This is a genomic window from Streptomyces hiroshimensis (assembly GCF_014650335.1).
Classification (GTDB): domain Bacteria; phylum Actinomycetota; class Actinomycetes; order Streptomycetales; family Streptomycetaceae; genus Streptomyces; species Streptomyces hiroshimensis.
Genome location: NZ_BMUT01000001.1, coordinates 39,446 through 60,190 on the forward strand (window position 1 = coordinate 39,446; position 20,745 = coordinate 60,190).

At 73.0% G+C, this 20,745-nt stretch carries 16 protein-coding genes; 12 read left to right on the top strand and 4 right to left on the bottom strand.

The genetic code is table 11. The annotated features are described in order from the left end of the window. Positions 1-27 precede the first annotated feature (27 nt). Complete coding sequence (locus IE241_RS00160; RefSeq protein ID WP_190019484.1) at positions 28-1,188, bottom strand: AI-2E family transporter; 1,161 nt, start codon at positions 1,186-1,188, stop codon at positions 28-30. Between the two features lie 195 nt (positions 1,189-1,383). Between IE241_RS00160 and miaB the strand changes: the two genes are divergently transcribed. Next, complete coding sequence (miaB, locus tag IE241_RS00165) at positions 1,384-2,883, top strand: tRNA (N6-isopentenyl adenosine(37)-C2)-methylthiotransferase MiaB (protein ID WP_190019485.1); 1,500 nt, start codon at positions 1,384-1,386, stop codon at positions 2,881-2,883. 75 nt (positions 2,884-2,958) lie between these two features. Beyond that, positions 2,959-3,669, top strand: a complete 711-nt coding sequence (locus tag IE241_RS00170; protein WP_190019486.1) for a class III extradiol dioxygenase subunit B-like domain-containing protein — start codon at positions 2,959-2,961, stop codon at positions 3,667-3,669. A 240-nt stretch (positions 3,670-3,909) separates the two neighbouring features. Here the strand turns inward: IE241_RS00170 and IE241_RS00175 are convergent, their stop codons facing one another. Together IE241_RS00175 and IE241_RS00180 are read right to left on the bottom strand one after the other, a co-directional pair. Further along, positions 3,910-4,158: an antitoxin gene (locus IE241_RS00175; protein WP_190019487.1), complete on the bottom strand. Its 249-nt coding sequence runs from the start codon at positions 4,156-4,158 to the stop codon at positions 3,910-3,912. A gap of 31 nt (positions 4,159-4,189) precedes the next feature. Further along, entirely contained in the window at positions 4,190-4,429 is a 240-nt protein-coding gene (locus tag IE241_RS00180; RefSeq protein WP_190019488.1) for a gliding motility protein, read from the bottom strand. Positions 4,430-4,624: 195 nt separating this feature from the next. Between IE241_RS00180 and miaA the strand changes: the two genes are divergently transcribed. The 6 genes from miaA to hflX all read left to right on the top strand — a co-directional run bounded on the left by miaA (position 4,625) and on the right by hflX (position 12,789). Further along, a complete protein-coding gene (gene miaA, locus IE241_RS00185) occupies positions 4,625-5,563 on the top strand; it encodes a tRNA (adenosine(37)-N6)-dimethylallyltransferase MiaA (protein ID WP_190019489.1) in 939 nt (312 codons plus the stop codon). Between the two features lie 107 nt (positions 5,564-5,670). Next, positions 5,671-6,150, top strand: coding sequence for a hypothetical protein (locus IE241_RS00190; RefSeq protein WP_190020367.1), 480 nt, complete (start codon positions 5,671-5,673; stop codon positions 6,148-6,150). 74 nt (positions 6,151-6,224) lie between these two features. Continuing rightward, the gene (dapF, locus tag IE241_RS00195; protein ID WP_190019490.1) at positions 6,225-7,115 is read left to right on the top strand and encodes a diaminopimelate epimerase; all 891 of its coding nucleotides are present in this window, start codon (positions 6,225-6,227) and stop codon (positions 7,113-7,115) included. A 251-nt stretch (positions 7,116-7,366) separates the two neighbouring features. Then, positions 7,367-9,493: a RelA/SpoT family protein gene (locus tag IE241_RS00200; protein WP_190019491.1), complete on the top strand. Its 2,127-nt coding sequence runs from the start codon at positions 7,367-7,369 to the stop codon at positions 9,491-9,493. Between the two features lie 178 nt (positions 9,494-9,671). After that, the gene (locus IE241_RS00205) at positions 9,672-11,159 is read left to right on the top strand and encodes a M1 family metallopeptidase (protein ID WP_190019492.1); all 1,488 of its coding nucleotides are present in this window, start codon (positions 9,672-9,674) and stop codon (positions 11,157-11,159) included. A 136-nt stretch (positions 11,160-11,295) separates the two neighbouring features. Then, entirely contained in the window at positions 11,296-12,789 is a 1,494-nt protein-coding gene (gene hflX / locus IE241_RS00210; protein ID WP_190019493.1) for a GTPase HflX, read from the top strand. Between the two features lie 143 nt (positions 12,790-12,932). Here hflX and IE241_RS00215 read toward each other — a convergent pair whose 3' ends face one another. Continuing rightward, complete coding sequence (locus IE241_RS00215; protein ID WP_190019494.1) at positions 12,933-14,123, bottom strand: trypsin-like serine peptidase; 1,191 nt, start codon at positions 14,121-14,123, stop codon at positions 12,933-12,935. A gap of 254 nt (positions 14,124-14,377) precedes the next feature. Between IE241_RS00215 and IE241_RS00220 the strand changes: the two genes are divergently transcribed. The 4 genes from IE241_RS00220 to IE241_RS00235 all read left to right on the top strand — a co-directional run bounded on the left by IE241_RS00220 (position 14,378) and on the right by IE241_RS00235 (position 20,704). Next, positions 14,378-15,856 (top strand): diaminobutyrate--2-oxoglutarate transaminase family protein, encoded by a 1,479-nt coding sequence (locus IE241_RS00220; RefSeq protein ID WP_190019495.1) that lies wholly within the window; start codon positions 14,378-14,380, stop codon positions 15,854-15,856. A gap of 27 nt (positions 15,857-15,883) precedes the next feature. Further along, positions 15,884-17,845 carry an IucA/IucC family protein gene (locus tag IE241_RS00225; RefSeq protein WP_190019496.1) on the top strand — a complete coding sequence of 654 codons (1,962 nt, stop codon included), beginning with the start codon at positions 15,884-15,886 and terminating at the stop codon, positions 17,843-17,845. A 108-nt stretch (positions 17,846-17,953) separates the two neighbouring features. Further along, on the top strand, positions 17,954-18,778 hold the full coding sequence (locus tag IE241_RS00230; protein ID WP_190019497.1) for a GNAT family N-acetyltransferase: 825 nt from the start codon (positions 17,954-17,956) through the stop codon (positions 18,776-18,778). A 213-nt stretch (positions 18,779-18,991) separates the two neighbouring features. Further along, positions 18,992-20,704 (top strand): IucA/IucC family protein, encoded by a 1,713-nt coding sequence (locus IE241_RS00235; RefSeq protein WP_229898760.1) that lies wholly within the window; start codon positions 18,992-18,994, stop codon positions 20,702-20,704. The last annotated feature ends 41 nt before the right edge of the window (positions 20,705-20,745 follow it).

A 20,745-nucleotide genomic window follows, 5' to 3' on the forward strand; every position in this document is an offset into this window, starting at 1 on the left:
CGGCCACCGCCTCACGCGGCGTCGGTCTCACATGGCGTCGATCCGCGGAAAGACGGTCTCGTCGAGCACGATGCCGATGCCGGCCGCGACCGGGATGGCGATGAGCGCACCGATCACTCCCAGCAGCGCGCCGCCGATCACGACGGCGACGACCGTGACGATGGGGTGCACGTTGACGGCGTAGGTCATGGCCTTCGGCATGATCAGGTAGTCCTCGGCCAGCCGGAAGCCGGTGTAGAAGCCCGCCGTGCCCAGGGCGACCGGGAAGGACACCGCGAGGGCGACCAGGCTGACCACCACGCCGCCGATCGTGGAGCCGACCACCGGCACCATGTCCATCAGGGCGACGAACATGCCGAGCGCGGCCGCGTACGGCACGTCCAGCCCCACACACCACAGGAATGTGGCCAGACCTGCGATCGCCGACGTGATCACATTGCCCAGCATGTACCGCCCGACGTGCAGCAGGATCCTTTCACTGAGATCGACCGCACCGGCCCGCCGGCTGAGGGGGACGAAGCGGTAGGCGAAGCGCTTCAGCTGCTCCATGCCCACCATGAGGTAGACGGTCACCACGATCACCAAGGCGGTGCCGGTCACGGCGCTGATGACGATGTGGCCGGCCCCGAGCAGCCCCCCGATCACCGCCTGGCCCGCACCCGCGCCGAGCTGTTCGCGGGCCCTGGAGATCAGGTGGTAGCGGTCCTCCAGGCGGCCGAGGGTGGAGTGGTGGTCGTGGAGCTGTTCGAGCCACTTCGGCACGGCGTCGGCGAGAGCGGAGATCTCGTTGGAGACCACCGGAACGACGAGCGCCAGGAAGCCGGCCAGCGCTCCCAGCAGGCCGATGATCACGACGATCACCGCCCGGCCCCGTCCGAGCCGGCGTTGCGCCAGCCACGCCACCACCGGCTCCACGCTGATCGCCGCGAACAGTGCGAGCAGCAGGAGCGTGAGGATGCCGCTGATCCGCAGCACGGTCTGCAGCGTCGTGTAGGCCAGGGTCAGCCCCAGGCCGGCGCTGAAAGCGGTGGCGAACCACGACGACGTCGGCCGTACCCGGAAGCCGTGCCCGGCATGTGGCCGCCGTGCATCGTCCGCGGCATCGCCGGACGCCTCGCCACCGCCTTCGAAACCCTTCCCGGTCAGCGCTTCCGCCCTTCCGCCGCTCCGCAGCCGACCGGTCGTCATCGGCTCGGTCATAGCGTGGCATATCTACATAGAACGGCCCTTAATCGGCACGCATAAGGGGGTGCGACTCCATGTCCGGTCCATGTCCGGTCGTTCTTCAACCGCCTGCTCGGCACCTGAACACCGGGGAAGCGGGCCGCCCGGTGAAACGGGGAAGCGGGCTGTCCGGGCGACCACGTACCCTGGTCGATTGAGATGAGTGCGAAGACATACGAGGTGCGCACCTACGGGTGCCAGATGAACGTCCATGACTCCGAGCGGCTGTCGGGCCTGCTGGAGGATGCGGGCTATGTCCGTGCGCCCGAGGGCACCGCGGAGGGCGACGCCGACGTCGTCGTCTTCAACACCTGCGCGGTGCGGGAGAACGCCGACAACAAGCTCTACGGCAACCTCGGCCGGCTGGCTCCCATGAAGACGAAGCGTCCCGGGATGCAGATCGCCGTCGGCGGCTGCCTCGCCCAGAAGGACCGCGACACGATCGTGAAGCGGGCCCCCTGGGTCGACGTCGTCTTCGGCACGCACAACATCGGCAAGCTGCCCGTGCTGCTCGAGCGCGCCCGCATCCAGGAGGAGGCGCAGGTCGAGATCGCCGAGTCCCTGGAGGCCTTCCCCTCGACGCTGCCGACGCGCCGCGAGAGCGCCTACGCGGCCTGGGTGTCCATCTCCGTCGGCTGCAACAACACCTGCACGTTCTGCATCGTCCCGGCGCTGCGCGGCAAGGAGAAGGACCGCCGCACGGGCGACATCCTCGCCGAGATCGAGGCGCTCGTCGCCGAGGGCGTCAGCGAGATCACCCTGCTCGGCCAGAACGTCAACGCCTACGGCTCCGACATCGGCGACCGCGAGGCGTTCTCCAAGCTGCTGCGCGCCTGCGGCAGGATCGAGGGCCTGGAGCGGGTCCGCTTCACCTCGCCGCACCCGCGCGACTTCACCGACGACGTGATCGCCGCCATGGCCGAGACGCCGAACGTGATGCACCAGCTGCACATGCCGCTGCAGTCCGGCTCGGACACCGTCCTGAAGGCGATGCGCCGCTCGTACCGCCAGGAGCGCTTCCTGGGGATCATCGAGAAGGTGCGCGCCGCCATGCCGGACGCCGCCATCTCCACCGACATCATCGTGGGCTTCCCCGGCGAGACCGAGGAGGACTTCGAGCAGACCATGCACGTGGTCCGCGAGGCGCGCTTCGCGAACGCCTTCACGTTCCAGTACTCCAAGCGCCCCGGCACCCCCGCGGCCACCATGGAGGGCCAGATCCCCAAGGAGGTCGTCCAGGCGCGCTACGAGCGTCTCGTCGCCCTCCAGGAGGAGATCTCCTGGGACGAGAACAAGAAGCAGGTCGGCCGCACCCTGGAGGTCATGGTCGCCGAGGGCGAGGGCCGCAAGGACGACGCCACGCACCGTCTCTCCGGCCGCGCGCCCGACAACCGCCTCGTGCACTTCACCAAGCCCGACGAGCCGGTCCGCCCGGGCGACGTCGTGACCGTCGAGATCACCTACGCGGCCCCGCACCACCTGCTCGCCGAGGGCCCCTCCAAGGCCGTGCGCCGTACGCGCGCGGGCGATGCGTGGGAGAAGCGCACCGCCGCTGCCGCCGCCAAGCCGGCCGGCGTGATGCTGGGCATCCCGGTCATCGGCGCCCCCGCCCCGAGCCCCGCCCCCGCTGCCGCGGGCTGCGGCGGCTGCGGCGACTGACGCACCGTCTGCGGCCCGGGGGAGCGCCCCGGGCCGCGACTGCGCGGCGCGTCCGTCGGGCGTATCGTTCCCGCCATGCTCGTCGCCGCTGCCGTATGCCCCTGTCCGCCGCTGCTCGTCCCGGAGGTCGCCGCCGGGGCCGCACCCGAGCTGGACGGCCTGCGCGCCGCGTGCCTGGACGCGCTGGGCGTGCTGGCCGCCGCGCGGCCCGACCGGCTGGTCGTCCTGGGCCCGGCCCCGCAGCCGGGCCGCGGACCGCACCCGCAGGGCGCCAGGGGATCGTTCCGCGGACTCGGCGTGGACGTCGACGTGCGCCTGGGGCAGGGCCCGCAGGCAGGGGAACGGGAGCTGCCGCAGTCCCTGGCGGTGGCCGCCTGGCTGCTGGAGCGTACGCGCTGGTCCGACGCGCCCGTCGAGGGTCTGGGCGTCGGGGAGACGCTGGAGGCCGGGCGGTGCCTGGAGGCCGGCCGCGAGCTGGCCGGAGCCGACGGACGGACCGCCCTGCTGGTGATGGGCGACGGCAGCGCCTGCCGGACGCTCAAGGCGCCGGGCTATCTCGACGAGCGGGCGGCGGACTTCGACGCGGAGGCGGCCCGGGCGCTGGGCGCCGCGGACACTACGGCACTCGCCGCGCTCGACGGCGGGCTCGCCCGGGAACTCAAGGCCGCGGGACGCGCCCCGTGGCAGGTGCTTGCAGGGGCCGGCGAGGGCGCCGGGCTCAAGGGGCAGCTGCTGTACGACGAGGCGCCCTACGGGGTGGGCTACTTCGTCGTGGCCTGGTCGTAGTCCCGACACCTCTCAGACGCCCTCCGGCGGCTCCTGAAGGCCTTGCACGGGTCCGGGGCGCCTGGGGGACTTTCCGCGGCCGAACGGCCGCGAGAGGGCCGCGCAGCCCCCTGCAGGACATCGGCGGCCCCGTCGTCCCCGGCGAAGTGAAACCTCCCGGAACGCAGCGACGGGGCGCGGAGCCGATGCTCCGCGCCCCGTCGCCGACGAGGGTGCAGGCCGGGACCTCCCGGCAGCCGCTCAGGGGGCAGGGGTGCCGGTGCCGCCGCCCTTGCCGCCTTCCTTCTCGGCGAGCCGGTCGATGGCGTCCTTGGCCTTGCCGGTGCCCGTGTGGATCTGGCTGCTGTACTTGCCCTTGGTCTTCTCGTCGACCACCTTGGCGGCCTTCTCGAGCCCCTGCTCGATCTTGTCCCCGTGCTGCTGCGCGAGATCGCCGATCTTGTCCTTCGCAGGGGCGAGCTTGGCCTTGATCGTGTCCAACAGGCCCATGGCGCCTTCCCTCGTCTTTCTGGTTCAAGAGCTACTTACGGGCGCCCTCACCGGCCTCGCTGTCGACGGCCTTCTCCGCCGACTGCTGCTTGGGGATCTCGACCCCCTCGGCAGCCTGAGCCTCGGCTTCGGCCTCGTCGGACTCCTCCGGCTCGGTCGCCTCGGCCCCCGTCTCGGTGGCGTCGGCCGATTCCGCCGTCAGAGTGGCAGTCGCCGCCTCTTCGGTTGACGCCTCGGACGACTTGCGGCGAAACCTTGAAAACACGCCCATATCTACTCCATTACCTTACTGGTGTGAGCGAAGTCCCGCGCCGCCCGGAGCGCGCCGTTGCACCGCAACCGGGCACCGGCCCGTGAACCGGCTCTCGGAACCTCGCAACAGGCAACGACCCCGGCAGCGCCGCGTCACGTCGCTCGTTCGTGGGGTGCGGGTGGGGTTTGCGAGACTGATCCAGTGAGAAACCCGGTGAAAAACGCAGTTCCCGCCCCGCGGGTCATCGCCGTCGTGGGCCCCACGGCGGCCGGCAAGTCCGATCTCGGCGTCGCCCTCGCCCGGCACCTGGGCGGCGAGGTCGTCAACGCCGACTCCATGCAGCTGTACCGGGGCATGGACATCGGCACGGCCAAGCTGACCCTGGAGGAGCGGCAGGGCGTGCCGCACCGCCTCCTCGACATCTGGGACGTGACCGAGGCCGCGAGCGTCGCCGAGTACCAGCGGCTGGCCCGCGCGGAGATCGACCGGCTCCTCGCCGAGGGCCGCACCCCCGTGCTTGTCGGCGGCTCCGGGCTCTACATCAAGGGCACCATCGACGCCCTGGACTTCCCCGGCACCGACCCGGCCGTCCGCGCCCGCCTGGAGGAGGAGCTCGCCGAGCAGGGCCCCGGCGCCCTGCACGCCCGCCTCGCCGCGGCCGACCCGGCCGCCGCCCGCGCCATCCTGCCCGGCAACGGCCGCCGCATCGTGCGCGCCCTGGAGGTCATCGAGCTGACAGGCCGGCCCTTCACCGCCAACCTGCCGGGCGAGGAGCCCGTCTACGACGCCCTGCAGATCGGCGTCGACGTCGAGCGGCCCGAGCTGGACGAGCGGATCACGCTGCGCGTCGACCGCATGTGGGAGGCCGGGCTCGTCGACGAGGTGCGCTCCCTGGAGCGCCAGGGGCTGCGCGAGGGCCGTACCGCCTCGCGCGCCCTCGGCTACCAGCAGGTGCTCGCCTTCCTGGCGGGGGAGTGCACCGAGGACGAGGCGCGCGCCGAGACCGTACGGGCCACCAAGCGGTTCGCGCGGCGCCAGGACTCGTGGTTCCGCAAGGACACCCGTGTCCACTGGCTGAGCGGGGCGGCCGACCGCAGGGCGGAACTCCCCGGGCTCGCGCTGGCGTTGCTCGAACGGGCGGTCACAGCCTGATCACGTGATGGCATCGGGACGCTACGCGCGCCATTCCGGTCTGCGCGGGCGTGCCATCATCGAGCTTCGATCGAGCCGTGAAGTCCGGGTTGGGAGGGCGCGTGGCGATGGAGGCCGGCCCTCGTGACAGACCGCAACAGCCACCGCGCAGGGGGCACCTTCCGGCGGTAGCCGGGGAAGAGCCGGAGGCTTTGACCCCGGACGGCCCCGAGGACACCGAGGGGAGCGTCGAGGCCGGCACCGCCGCGCCCGCGTCGTTCCGGGAGCTGCGCCCGCAGCGCAGGCTGCGCATCTGGCAGCTGGCCCCGATCGTCGTGCTCGCGGCCGTCGGCTCGCTCATGTTCGCCTTCCCCCTCGCCTTCGAGTTCGGCGACGGCGGGCCCGTCGTCGCCATGCTCGGCCTGCTCATCAGCTGCTGTGCCGCGGGCTGGGGGGTGATGGCCGCCCGCCGGGTCGGCTACACCTGGCCCGGCATGCCGGCCCCCGGCTCCGGGAGCCGCCCGGACTGGCGCTACGTCGCCTCGTACGCGGTCCTCGTCGCCGTGGTGGTCGTGCTCGCCGTCTGGCGCGTGGCGCGCCTGCGCTGAGCCGGTCCGTGGCCGTGGACAGCGCCCCGGGGCCTCGGCGGGGAGACTGCGACCGGCCCCCGTACCATCGAACCGTGAGCACCGCACAGATCGCCTTCCTCAAGGGTCACGGCACCGAGAACGACTTCGTGATCATCCCGGACCCCGACGGCCGCATCGAGCTGTCCCCGCCCGCCGTCGCCCTGCTGTGCGACCGCCGCGCGGGCATCGGTGCCGACGGAGTGCTCCGCGTCGTACGCTCCGCAGCCCACCCCGAGGCGCGTGCGATGGCCGGCGAGGCGGAGTGGTTCATGGACTACCGCAACAGCGACGGCAGCATCGCCGAGATGTGCGGCAACGGCGTCCGCGTCTTCGCCCGCTACCTCCACCACGCGGGGCTCGTCGAGGCGGGCGACCTCGCCGTCGCCACCCGTGCGGGCGTCCGGCAGGCACACATCGCCAAGGGCGGCCCCGACGGGGCGCCCGGCGACGTCACCGTCGGCATGGGGCGGGCCGTGCTCCCCGAGGGCGAGGTGACCGTCACCGTCGGCGGCCGCAGCCGCCCCGCGCGCAACGTGAACATGGGCAACCCCCACGCCGTCACTTTCGTCGACGACCTCGCCGACGCGGGGAACCTGTTCACCGCCCCCGGCGTCGCCCCCGCGGACGCGTACCCCGACGGCACCAACGTCGAATTCGTGGCCGACCGCGGACCGCAGCACGTGGCCATGCGCGTCCACGAGCGCGGCTCCGGCGAGACCCGCTCCTGCGGCACGGGCGCGTGCGCGGTGATGGTCGCCACCGCGCGCAGGGACGGCCTGGACCCGGCCGTCACCGGCCTGCCTGTCACGTACACCGTGGACATCCCCGGCGGGCGCCTGGTGATCAGCGAGGCTCCGGACGGCACGGTCGAGATGACCGGCCCTGCCGTGATCGTCGCGGAAGGCACCTTCGAGTCGTCCTGGCTGGACGTGGCGCGCGCCTGAGGGCGCTCCCCGCATCTCACGTCACGGGGTTCCGCGAGGCTGAAGGCGCTCCCCCCCCGGGGGCGCCCTGGGGCGCACTACCTCTTTTCCGGTCCGTTCGCCGAACTCCCGGCGGCGTGGCTCGCTCGAATGGGTGATCCGTTTCACTCTGGGCGAGAGCGGGTGAGCAGCGCGTGATGGGCTCGGTAGCATCAAGCACCGGTACGGAGGCGCGCAGCCGACCGCCGGTCGACGCTGCCGGAGGTGCCCCCATGAGCACAGACGCCACGCACGAAGGTGCTCCCGGCCGCAGACGCGGCCGCGCCCGCCTCGACCTGAGACGGCTGGGGCGCGCGGCGCTCGGCGGCTCGGGCGCGCGCGGCAGGCTGCCGGATGCCATCGACCACGTCGCCAAGGTGCACCGCGCCCACCATCCGGGCGCGGATCTCGACATCCTGCGGCGGGCCTATCTCCTCGCGGAGTCCTCCCACCGCGGCCAGATGCGCAAGAGCGGCGAGCCGTACATCACCCATCCGCTCGCCGTCACCCTGATCCTGGCGGAACTGGGCGCCGAGACGACCACCTTGACCGCCTCCCTCCTCCACGACACGGTCGAGGACACCGAGGTGACCCTGGATCAGGTCCGCGGGCAGTTCGGCGAGGAGGTCCGCTTCCTGGTCGACGGCGTCACCAAGCTGGAGAAGGTCGACTACGGCGCCGCCGCCGAGCCGGAGACCTTCCGCAAGATGCTCGTCGCCACCGGCAACGACGTCCGGGTGATGTCCATCAAGCTCGCCGACCGCCTGCACAACATGCGCACGCTCGGCGTGATGCGGCCCGAGAAGCAGGCCCGCATCGCCAAGGTCACCCGGGACGTGCTGATCCCGCTCGCCGAGCGGCTGGGCGTGCAGGCGCTCAAGACCGAGCTGGAGGACCTTGTCTTCGCGATCCTCCACCCCGACGAGTACGCCCGCACCCGCGAGCTCGTCCGCGAGCACGCCGCCGGCCTCGCGACCCTGGAGACGACCGCGGAGCGGATGCGGGCCGTTCTGCGCGAGGCCGACATCGCCGCCGACGTCCTCGTCAAGCAGCGCCATTTCGTCTCCGTGCACCGGGTGCGCCTCAAGCGGGGCGAGGTGACCGGCTCGGACCTCGGCAGACTGCTCGTCCTCGTCGCGGAGGACGCGGACTGCTACGCGGTCCTCGGCGAGCTGCACACCTGCTTCACGCCGTTCATCTCGGAGTTCAAGGACTTCATCGCCACCCCGAAGTTCAACCTCTACCAGTCGCTGCACACGGCCGTCGCGGGCCCCGGAGGGGAGGCCGCCCAGATCCTCATCCGGACCCACCAGATGCACAAGGTCGCCGAGGCCGGTGTCGTCGCCCTGGGCAATCCGTACGCCACGCCCGAGACGCCCGACGCCACCGACGGGGAGCGCGTCGACCCCACCCGGCCGGGCTGGCTCTCCCGGCTGCTGGAGTGGCAGCAGGCCACGCCCGACCCCGACACCTTCTGGACCTCCCTCCGCGACGAGCTGGCCCTGGACCGTGAGATCACCGTCTTCCGCGCCGACGGCGGCACGATCGGCCTGCCCGCCGGGTCGAGCTGTGTGGACGCGGCCTACGCACAGCACGGGGACGGCGGCCACAGCTGCATCGGGGCCCGCGTCAACGGCCGCCTCGCCACCCTCAGCACGGTCCTGCGCGACGGCGACACCCTGCAGCTGCTGATGTCGCGGGACAGCGCTTCCGGCCCCTCCCCGGACTGGCTGGAGCACGCCCGCACCCCCGCCGCGCGGATCGCCATCGAGCGGTGGCTGGCCAGCCATCCCGCGGTGGAGGCCGCCCCGCCCGTCCCGCTCGCCCCGGGCCGCCCCTGCCCGCCGCCCCGGGCCACCGCTCCGGCCGCGCGGTGGCCCGTCGCCGTCACGGCCGACGGAGCGGACCTCGCGGCCGCGAGCGTACGGCTTGCGGGCTGCTGTACTCCCGTCCCGCCCGATGAGGTGACCGGCTTCGCCGTGCGCGGGGGCGCGGTGACGGTGCACCGGGCACAGTGCCCTGCAGTGCACCGCATGGTCGCCTCCGGGCGGGAGCCCGTAGGGGTGCGGTGGAGCAGCCCGGAGGGCGGTGGTGCCCGCGACTACCGCGTCACCCTGCGCGCCGAGTCGTTCAGCAGGCCGCACCTCCTGGCCGACCTGACGGAGGCCATCGCGGCCGAGGGGGCGGCGGTCATCTCGGCGGCCGTCGAGCCGCCCCACGAGCAGCGCGTGCGCCACACCTACACCCTCCAGCTGCCGGACGCCGCCCAGCTGCCGGAGTTGATCCGCGCCATGCGGCGGGTGCCGGGGGTCTATGACGTCGAGCGGGCCGGCCGGCCGGTGGCCACTGCGCAGCTCTAGCCGGGGCAGGCGGGGAGGCCGCCGGGCGGGCGTGCCTGCCCCGGCAGGGCGGAGGGGAGCCCCGTCGCAGCCGTCCCCCGGACGAGCACCTCTCGTACAGCTTTCCGGCGCGCTCGTACGGGTGGGGCGGCGCCGTGCCGCCACCGCGCGGGGCCTGCGCGCTGGTAGCGATGGACGTATGCCGCACTCATCCGGGAAACCCGCCTCGGTCCCCCGGCGGTCCGTGCGCCGCCGTGCCGTTCTCGCCGCCGCCGTCACGGCCCTGCTCGTCGGCGCCGCGGCCCCACCCGCCGCGAACTCCCAGGGCATCGGCGACCGGCTCTTCCCGGATCTCGGCAACCCCGGCTACGACGTGGCCGCTTACGACATCAACTTTGACTACCACGGCAACGGCCGGCCGCTCGACGCCGTCACCACCATCGCCGCACGGGCCACCACCGGGCTGGACCGCCTCAACCTCGACTTCAGCAACGGCACGGTCCGCTCCGTGACGGTCAACGGCCTGCCCGCCAAGTTCGCCTCCGCCAAGGAGGACCTGGTCGTCACGCCGTCCGTCGCCCTGCCGGCCGAGGGCCTGTTCACCGTCGTCGTCCGGCACACCAGCGACCCGCGCGACGGCAAGGAAGGCGGCTGGATCCGTACGAAGGACGGGCTGGTCATGGCCAACCAGGCCGATGCCGCGCACCGTGTCTTCCCGTGCAACGACCACCCCTCGGACAAGGCCCGCTTCACCTTCCGCGTCACCGCGCCCAGGGCCCTGACCGTCGTCGCCAACGGGCTTCCGGCGGGCCGTGCGGTCCGCGGGACCAACGCCACCTGGGCGTACCGCAGCGAGCACCCCATGGCCACGGAGCTGGCCCAGGTCTCCATCGGCCGCTCCGCCGTAGTGCACCGCACGGGGCCGCACGGCCTGCCCGTACGGGACGTCGTCCCCACCGCCGACCGGCAGCGCGTGGAGAAGTGGACGTCGAAGACGCCCGAGCAGATCGCGTGGATGGAGGGGAAGGCCGGGCCGTTTCCGTTCGAGAACTACGGGCTGCTGATCGCCGACGCGTCGACCGGTTTCGAGCTGGAGACGCAGACGCTCTCGCTCTTCGAGCGCAGCCTGTTCATCCGGGACGACATCCCCTCCTGGTACCTCGAGTCCATCATGGTCCACGAGCTCGCACACCAGTGGTTCGGCGACAGCGTCAGCCCGCACAGCTGGTCCGACCTCTGGCTCAACGAGGGGCACGCCACCTGGTACGAAGCGCTGTACGCCGAGTACAAGGGCGGCCGGACGCTCGACGCCCGGATGCGTGCCGCGTACGAGCACTCCGACGCCTGGCGCGCCGACGGCGGCCCGCCCGCCCTGCCCAAGGCGCCCGAGCCCGGCAAGCGGACCAGCATCTTCAGGCCCGTCGTCTACGACGGCGGCGCGCTGGTGCTCTACGCGCTGCGCCAGAAGATCGGCACGGCGGCGTTCGACCGGCTGGAGCGCGAGTGGACCAGTGCCTACCGCGACGCCGACGCCACCACGGAGGACTTCACCGCCGTCGCCTCCCAGGTATCCGGCCAGGACCTGAAGGAGTTCCTGCAGGCCTGGCTCTACAGCCCGAAGACCCCGCCCATGCCCGGTCACGCCGACTGGAAGGCCGCCCGGACGGCGCCCCGGAAACCCGCGTGACGCTCCGCCGACCACATGGGACCATCGACGGGTCGGCGAGGCCGCCGGCCCGGGAATCTCCGGGGCCGCCCGCGCGTTGTCGACGGTGCGGCCACTGCATTCGCGGCCGCCACCTCCCAACGATGCAAAGGATCAAATGACCTCCTCTTCTTCCCTTCCCCAGGACCGGCAGAGCCTCCCGGAGAGCCTTCGGGCCGACGCCCTGATGGAAGAGGACGTCGCCTGGAGCCACGAGATCGACGGGAAGCGCGACGGCGAGCAGTACGACCGCTCCGAGCGAGCGGCCCTGCGGCGCGTGGCCGGCCTCTCCACCGAGCTGGAGGACGTCACCGAGGTCGAGTACCGGCAGCTGCGCCTGGAGCGCGTGGTGCTGGTCGGCGTCTGGACGTCCGGCACGGTCAGGGACGCGGAGAACTCCCTCGCGGAGCTCGCCGCGCTCGCCGAGACCGCCGGTGCCCTGGTGCTCGACGGCGTCGTCCAGCGCCGCGACAAGCCGGACCCCGCCACGTACATCGGCTCGGGCAAGGCCCAGGAGCTGCGGGACATCGTCCTGGAGTCCGGCGCCGACACCGTCGTCTGCGACGGTGAGCTCAGCCCCGGCCAGCTCATCCAGCTGGAGGACGTCGTCAAGGTCAAGGTGGTCGACCGCACCGCCCTGATCCTCGACATCTTCGCCCAGCACGCCAAGTCCCGCGAGGGCAAGGCGCAGGTCTCCCTCGCACAGATGCAGTACATGCTGCCGCGCCTGCGCGGCTGGGGCCAGTCGCTGTCCCGGCAGATGGGTGGTGGCGGCTCCGGTTCGTCCGGCGGCGGCATGGCCACCCGTGGCCCCGGTGAGACCAAGATCGAGACGGACCGCCGGCGGATCCGCGAGAAGATGGCGAAGATGCGCCGGGAGATCGCGGAGATGAAGACCGGCCGCGACGTCAAGCGCCAGGAGCGCCGGCGGAACAAGGTCCCGTCGGTCGCCATCGCCGGCTACACCAACGCCGGCAAGTCCTCCCTGCTCAACCGGCTCACCGGAGCCGGCGTCCTGGTGGAGAACGCCCTGTTCGCCACCCTGGACCCGACCGTGCGCCGGGCGGAGACGCCCAGCGGGCGGGTCTACACCCTCGCCGACACCGTCGGATTCGTCCGGCACCTGCCGCACCACCTCGTCGAGGCGTTCCGCTCCACCATGGAGGAGGTCGGCGACTCCGATCTCATCCTGCACGTGGTCGACGGCTCGCACCCGGTGCCGGAGGAGCAGCTGGCCGCCGTGCGCGAGGTCATCCGCGACGTCGGCGCGGTCGACGTGCCCGAGATCGTCGTGATCAACAAGGCGGATGCGGCCGACCCGCTGGTCCTGCAGCGGCTGCTGCGGATCGAGAAGCACTCGATCGCCGTGTCGGCGCGCAGCGGAGAGGGCATCGAGGAGCTCCTCGCCCTGATCGACAGCGAGCTGCCGCGCCCCGCCGTGGAGATCGAGGCCCTCGTGCCGTACACCCACGGCTCGCTGATCGCGCGGGCGCACGCCGACGGCGAGGTCATCTCCGAGGAGCACACCCCGGAAGGCACGCTGCTCAAGGCGCGGGTGCACGAGGAGCTCGCCGCCGAGCTCCAGCGGTACGTGCCCGCGGCCCGCGGCTGACGGCCGTACGCGGGTAAAGAGGTACGAGCGCCGCGGTTATATGCGGAAGGCCCGCTCCCCGGAATCCGGGGAGCGGGCCTTCCGCATGCTGTGGTGTGCGATGCCGCGCGGCTGCCGCGCCTGCGGCTACCGCTGCGGTGACATCACCGGTTGGCGAACTTCCGGCTGATGGCGTCGTAGATGCCCTTGGCCTCGGGGCCCAGGCGCGGGCCGGCCAGCCAGGTGCTGTTGGCCGGGCCGATCGAGGTGTTCGAGACCAGCGCCACCTTGCCGTCGGGGCCCTTGGCGAACCAGCCGCCACCGGACGAACCACCGGTCATCGTGCAGCCGATGCGGTACATCGTCGGCTGGTTCTGGTCGAGGCTCAGCCGGCCCGGCCTGTCGATGCAGTCGTACATCTTCTGCCCGTCGAAGGGCGGCGCCGCCGGGTAGCCCCAAGCGCCCATGGACTGGATGGACTTCACCTGAGGGGCGTTGAAGTCGACCGTGAGGGCGTTGCCGACGGTCTCCTCCAGGGACTTGCCGGAGCCGGCCTCGGGCTTCACGTGCAGCACGGAGTAGTCGTACGGGGCACCCGCGCCACCGGTCTCGGCACCCTGCGTGATCCACTGCGCGGAGGTCTGCGCCCAGTCCGCCCACCACACGCCGTACGGAGCGACGTCCTGCACCGGCGCGCTGTTGACCTGGGCGCCCGGCAGGCCCTTGTCGTTGTAGGACGGCACGAAGGCGATGTTGCGGTACCAGCCGCCCTTCTTGCCGGCGTGCACGCAGTGGCCCGCGGTCCACACCATGTTGGACTTGCCGGGGTGCGCCGGGTCCTTGACGACCGTGGCCGAGCAGACCATGTGGCCCTCGGGGCTGTCGAAGAAGACCTTGCCGACCGGGGCCGCGTTGTTGTGGTACGGCACGGTGACGGACTTGGCCTGGACCGGCCGCGGCTCGGGGTCGGTCACGCCCTGGTCACCGGAGGCGCCCGGCGCCGTGCCCGGCGCACCCTGCGTGGCGAGCGTCTTGTCGCTGGGGCGGGCGTCCTTCATCGTGTCGGGCTTCCAGTGGCCCTTGATGATCGGGTTGATGAAGTCGCGGGCCTCGCGGAGCCACTGCTCCTTGTCCCAGTTCTTCCAGGCGCCGTTCTTCCACTTCTCCAGGTCCTTCAGGGAACTGGGAAGGTTCTTGGGCAGCTCGAGGCCCTCGTCGCCCTTCTGCGAGGCGGTTGCGCTGGGCTTGTCGCTCCCCGCGGCCTCGTCGTCGGTCGGGCCGCACGCGGTGGCGGTCAGCGCCAGCGCGGCCGTCAGAGCGGCCGCGGCCAGCGCAGGCCTGCGGATGGATGGCATGGAGTGGGTCCCCCTGATCGTTCTGTTCGGACGTGTCCGCAATGTCGCGGCCACGCTGTGGAGTTGTCATGCACCGCCCCAGCGGGGGAGGCAGGGCCCCACTATGCCGGTGCGTGGGGAGACGGGAACGGGCGGGTCCATGGTTCCGCTGTGAAGGATCTTGACGGTGAGCCGTGATCCGCCGCGCGCGGCGTCGTTGGTACGTACGGGGGAGTGCCGATCAGCGTTTAGCAGCAGCAGGAGGAGCCAGAGCCGTGGCCTTGACCCAGCTACCGCCTACGGAGCCGTCGGCCGCAGCGTACGAAGGCATCCTCCGGCGGCAGTCGGCCCGCGAATCGGCCGCCCGTACGTATGCCCGGTCGCTGCCCATCGTGCCGGTGCGCGCCCGGGGGCTGACGATCGAGGGTGCGGACGGCCGGCGGTATCTCGACTGCCTCTCCGGGGCCGGCTCGCTCGCGCTGGGGCACAATCACCCGGTCGTGCTGGAGGCCATCCGCTCCGTCCTTGACTCCGGCGCGCCCCTGCACGTGCTCGATCTGGCCACCCCGGTCAAGGACGCCTTCACGGACGAGCTGTTCGCCACGCTGCCCCGGGAGCTGGCGGAGTCGGGCCGCATCCAGTTCTGCGGCCCCGCCGGCACCGACGCCGTGGAGGCCGCCTTCAAGCTCGTGCGCACCGCGACCGGCCGCGACGGCCTGCTCGCCTTCACGGGGGCCTATCACGGGATGACGGAGGGGGCGCTCGCCGCCTCGGGCGCGGCGCCGAGCGTGCGGGTGACCAGGCTGCCCTATCCGCAGGACTACCGCTGCCCGTTCGGCGTCGGCGGGGAGAGCGGGGCGCGGCTCGCCGCCCGCTGGACCGAGAGCCTCCTGGACGATCCCAAGAGCGGGGTGCGCCGGCCGGCCGCGATGATCGTCGAACCCGTGCAGGGCGAAGGCGGCGTGCTGCCCGCGCCCGAAGGCTGGCTGCGCCGGATGCGCGAGCTCACTGCCGCACGCTCCATCCCGCTCATCGCCGACGAGGTGCAGACGGGAGTGGGCCGCACCGGGGCCTTCTGGGCGGTCGAGCACAGCGGGATCGTGCCGGACGTGATGGTCCTGTCCAAGGCCATCGGCGGCAGCCTCCCGCTCGCCGTCATCGTCTACCGGGACGACCTCGACACCTGGCAGCCGGGCGACCACGCCGGCACGTTCCGGGGCAATCAGCTCGCGATGGCCGCAGGAGCGGCGACGCTGCGCCACGTCAGGGAGAACGGCCTCGCCGAGCGCGCCGCATCGCTGGGCGCGCGCATGCTGGAGCGGCTGCGGCGGATGGCGGGGGAGTACGAGTGCATCGGCGAGATCCGCGGGGCCGGGCTCATGATCGGCATCGAATTCGTCGCCCCGGAGGGGGAGGCCGGTCCGGCTCCCGAGGGGCACGACGCCGGTGCCCCGGACGCGTGGCACCGTCCGGGGCAGGAGCCGGGTGACAACGCTGCCACCGGCCCGCTGCCCGCTTCCCCCGTGCGGGCCGCGGCCGTCCAGCGCGAGTGTCTGCGCCGGGGCCTGATCGTCGAACTGGGCGGCCGTCACTCCTGCGTCGTCCGCCTCCTGCCGCCGCTGACCATCACCGACGAGCAGACCGAGGCGGTCCTGGAGCGGCTCGCCGACGCCGTCGCCGCGGTCTGCCGGCCCGGTCGCCGCATCCCCGCCCCGAGCACACCGAAGGAGGCAGGCGCCGCATCCCCGGCCTGACGCCGCGACGTGCACGCCGTACACCGCATGAACGCATCCACCGGGACCGGTGCTTCCACGGCCGGCCAGGACAGCGATCCGGCCCCCGAGCGGCAGGCCGTGGTCTCCGCCGTCCCCCGCCAGGGCGGCGGCCCGTGCGGCGGGATCCCGGACACGGGCCCTCCCTGCGCGCCCGACCCTCTGGAACATCCCGACCCCGCCGTCGCGGCCGACGCCGCCGCCGTGGAGAACCTCCTGCGCTGCTGGGTCCGCGAGACCGGCGTCCCGCGGCCCGGCGGCCCCGAACTGCACCTGCCGCTCGCCGCGAGCGGGACAGCCCTGCGCGTCCCCGTGGCCTACTGGTCCGCCGCCGGATGGCATCGCTTCGGCCCGCCGGCCCTGGCGGACGGGCCCGGTGACGCCCCTGCCGTGGACGCCGTCACCCTCGCGGCGCTCCTCGGCCGCGAAGCCGCCCACCGTGCCGCCCGCGCAGGATGCACCGGCACGGGCGAGACGGCGGAACTCGTCGGCAGGGTGGCGGACTCCGCGCGCCGTACGGCAGCCTTCCTCGCCGACCGGCGGGCCCGCCCCGCCGACCCGGACGCGGGCGAGCTCTTCCTCTACGCCGAGCAGTCCCTGCTCCTCGGCCACCCCCTCCACCCCACACCCAAGAGCCGCGAAGGCCTCTCCGACGCCGAGTCGCACGCCTACTCCCCGGAGCTGCGCGGGGCCTTCCCGCTGCACTGGATGGCCGTCCACCGCTCCCTGCTCGCCATGGACTCGGCGTGGACCGAACGGGGGCGGCCCGTCGACGCCCCCACCCTCGCCGCCCGGCTCGCCGGCCCGGAGCTGCGCCTGCCCGAGGACACCGCGGCGCTGCCGCTGCACCCCTGGCAGGCCCATGACGTCCGCAGCCGCCCCGGCGTCCGCCGGCTCCTGGACGCCGGCCTGCTGCACGACCTCGGCCCCCTCGGCGCGCCCTGGTACGCCACCTCCTCCGTACGGACCGTCCACCGGCCCGGCGCCCCCGCGATGCTGAAGCTCTCCCTCGGGCTGCGCATCACCAACTCCCGCCGGGAGAACCTCCGCAAGGAGCTGCACCGCGGCGTCGAAGTGCACCGCCTGCTGCGCAGCGGCCTCGCCGAGCAGTGGCGCGCGGCCTGCCCGGGCGGGCTCGGCTTCGACGTCGTCCGCGACCCAGCCTGGCTCGCCGTGGACACCCCCGAGGGCGCCCCGCTGACCGGCCTCGACGCCGTCATCCGCCACAACCCCTTCGGCCCCGGTGACGACGCCGTCTGCCTCGCCGGGCTCGTATCGCCCCGGCCCTGGCCCGCCGCTGTGCCCCAGAAGCACCCCGGCGGGCCCGGCGGGCGTCCGGCCCTGCGCTCGCGTCTGGCACACATCGTGGCCCGCCTCGCGCACCGCACCGGCCGCCCCGCGGGCGCCGTCTCCGCGGAGTGGTTCCTGCGCTATCTGGAGGCGGTCGTGCGCCCCGTGCTCTGGCTGGACGGCGAGGCGGGGGTCGCCCTGGAGGCCCACCAGCAGAACACGCTCGTCCTCCTGGACCGCGAGGGCTGGCCCGCGGGCGGCCGCTACCGCGACAACCAGGGCTACTACTTCCGCGCCTCCCGCCGGGACGCCCTCGACCGGCGGCTGCCCGGAATCGGCGCGGAGAGCGACACCTTCGTGTCCGACGAGGTCACCGACGAAAGGTTCACCTACTACCTCGGCATCAACAACGTCCTCGGCCTGATCGGGGCGTTCGGCGCGCAGCGCCTCGCCGACGAACAGATCCTGCTGGCCGCACTGCGGCGCTTCCTCCAGGACGCCGCGTCCGGCCCGGCCGCCGGCCGCTCGACCCTGCCCGCCCGCCTTCTCGAAGCGCCGACCCTGCGCTGCAAGGCCAACATGCTGACCAGGCTGCAGGGGCTCGACGAGCTCGTCGGCCCGGTCGACACCCAGTCCGTCTACGTCACCATCGCCAACCCCCTGGTCACGTCGGCCCGATGACCGGCGCGAGCCCCGGCCCCGGGCGAACGGGGCCCTTGAGGACACGGGCCCCCGCGGGCCCACGGGATCCCGGACACCGAGGGGATCCTCCGAGAGGAGAGCGTCTCCGTGCCGCCCACCGACCCCAGCGAAGGCCCGGGCACCGGCCCGGGCCCCGACCACCCCGGCTCCCGGACCACCGGCCTTGCGGGCCCGGGCGTCGCTGACGCCGCCCCCGCCGGCGCCGGCCCGCCGACCGACAACGAGACCACCCTCGAACTGCAGCTGTCCGAAGAGTTCATCGAACTCATCGACCACGGCGCCCCGGAGCCGGCCGCGATCACCGCGGGCCGCGGGCCCGCCGGGGCCATCGGCCCGGGCTCCGACCTCCTCGACTCCCTCGCCGACTGGGGGCCCGCCGACACCGGTGCGGGCACCTTCCAGCTCGTGCCGGTCCGTGTCGAGCGCGATCTGCGGCTCATCACGCGCTGGATGAACGACCCGGCCGTCGCGGCGTTCTGGAAGCTGGGCGGGCCCGAGAGCGTGACCGAGGCCCACCTGCGCGCCCAGACCGGCGGCGACGGCCGCAGCATCCCCTGCCTCGGGGTGCTCGACGGCGTGCCGATGAGCTACTGGGAGGTCTACCGCGCCGACCTCGACTCCCTCGCACGCCACTACCCGGCCCGGCCGCACGACACCGGGATCCACCTGCTGATCGGCAAGGTCGCCGACCGGGGCCGCGGTGTCGGCACCCGCCTGCTGCGGACCGTCGCCGACCTTGTCCTGGACCACCGGCCGTCCTGCGCGCGCGTCGTCGCCGAACCCGACCTGCGTAACACCCCGTGCGTCTCCGCGTTCCTGAGCGCAGGCTTCCGGCTGACGGCGGAAATCGACCTTCCGGACAAGCGCGCGGCCCTGGTCGTCCGTGACCGCGCCCTGCGCACCCTCCTCTAAGACCGCATCTGCCGGTAGGACCGCATCTACCGGCCCGCTGCATTCCCCACCCATCGGCCTACTCAAGGAGCCCCCTTGTCTCCTTCGCCCCGGTCCGAACAATTCGACGGCCGCTCCCGCCCCTCGGACACCTCCGCCCGTCCCGCCCGTCCCGCCCGCCCCGCGCGCGCGGGCCGCCCCGGCGGTCCGGAGTGGTCCCTCGCGGGCGCCCGTCTGCTCGCCAAGATGCTCGGCGAACTCAGCTACGAGGGCGTGCTGACCCCCGAGCCCGACGACGCGGCCGAGGCACCCGCCACCGCCTACCGGCTGTCCTTAACGGATGACGTGACCTACCGCTTCCGCGCCCGCCGGAGCGCGTACGGCCACTGGACGGTCGACCCGGACTCCGTCACCCCCTCCCAGGACCCCCTCCGCTTCCTCGCCCTCGCCCACGACACCGTCCTCGGCCTCTCCGGCGACACCACCGGCCACCTGGCCAGGGAACTCCTCGCCACCCTCTCCGCCGACACCCGCCTCCGGGCGAGCGCCCTCAGCGCTGCGCACCTCGCCGACCTCGACTACGCCGCACTGGAAGGCCACCAGACCGGCCACCCCTGGCTGATCGCCAACAAGGGCCGGCTCGGCTTCTCCGCCTCCGACACCGACCGGTGGGCCCCGGAGGCCCGCACCCCGCGCCGCCTGCCCTGGATCGCCGCGCACCGCAGCCTCGCGCACTACCGGGCCGTCCCCGCACTGGCCACCCCCGACCTCCTCTACGCCGAAGAGCTCGCCCCCGGCACCCGCGCCGCCTTCGCCCGCACCGTCGCCGACCACGGCCGCGACCCCGCCGACTACCTCTGGCTCCCCGTCCACCCCTGGCAGTGGGACGAGACCGTGGCCCCCCTCTTCGCGCCCTGCCTCGCCGACGGATCCATCATCCCCCTGCCCACTGACAACGACCTCCGGCTGCCCCAGCAGTCCGTCCGCACCTTCCTCAACACCAGCAGGCCGCACGCCCGGACCGTGAAGCTCCCGCTCTCGATCCTCAACACGCTCGTCTGGCGCGGCCTGCCGACCGAGCGCACCCTCGCCGCTCCCGCGGTCACCGCCTGGGTCCACTCCCTCCGCGACTCCGACGACTTCCTCCGGGACGAGACCCGGGTGATCCTCCTCGGCGAGACCGCCTCCGTGACCGTCGAGCACCCCCTCTACGACCGCGTGCCCGGCGTCCCCTACCAGTACAAGGAGCTGCTCGGCTGCATCTGGCGCGAGCCCCTCGGCCCCGCCCTCGCCCCCGGGGAGCGCGCCCGCACCCTCGCGGCCCTGCTGCACACCGACCCCGCCGGCCGCTCCTTCACCGCCGAGCTCGTCCACCGCTCCGGCCTGGCCCCGGCCGACTGGCTGAGCCGCCTCTTCGCCGCGCTGCTCCCGCCGCTCCTGCGCTTCCTCTACCGCTACGGCACCGTCTTCTCCCCGCACGGCGAGAACGCCATCGTCGTCTTCGACGAGAACGACGTGCCCACCCGGCTCGCCGTGAAGGACTTCGTCGACGACATCAACATCAGCGCCGTTCCCCTGCCCGAGCACGCCTCGATGCCCGACGACGTGAGGGCCGTGCTGCTCACCGAACCGCCCGGGTTCCTCACCCAGTTCATCCACTCAGGGCTCTTCGTGGGGGTCTTCCGCTATCTCGCGCCGCTGTGCGAGGAACAGCTCGGAGTGCCGGAGGCCGCCTTCTGGTCGCTCGTGCGGACGGAGATCATGCGGCACCACGAGCGCTTTCCGCGGATGAAGGACCGCTACGAGACCTTCGACCTGCTCACCCCGCGGATCGAGCGGCTCTGTCTCAACCGCAACCGGCTGCATCTCGACGGCTACCGCGACCGCCCGGAACGCCCGCACGCGGCCGTCCACGGCACCGTGCCCAATCCGCTGCACATTCCGTGACGGCGCCGCCGATGTCAGTACCGCCCCTTAGGGTGGAACAG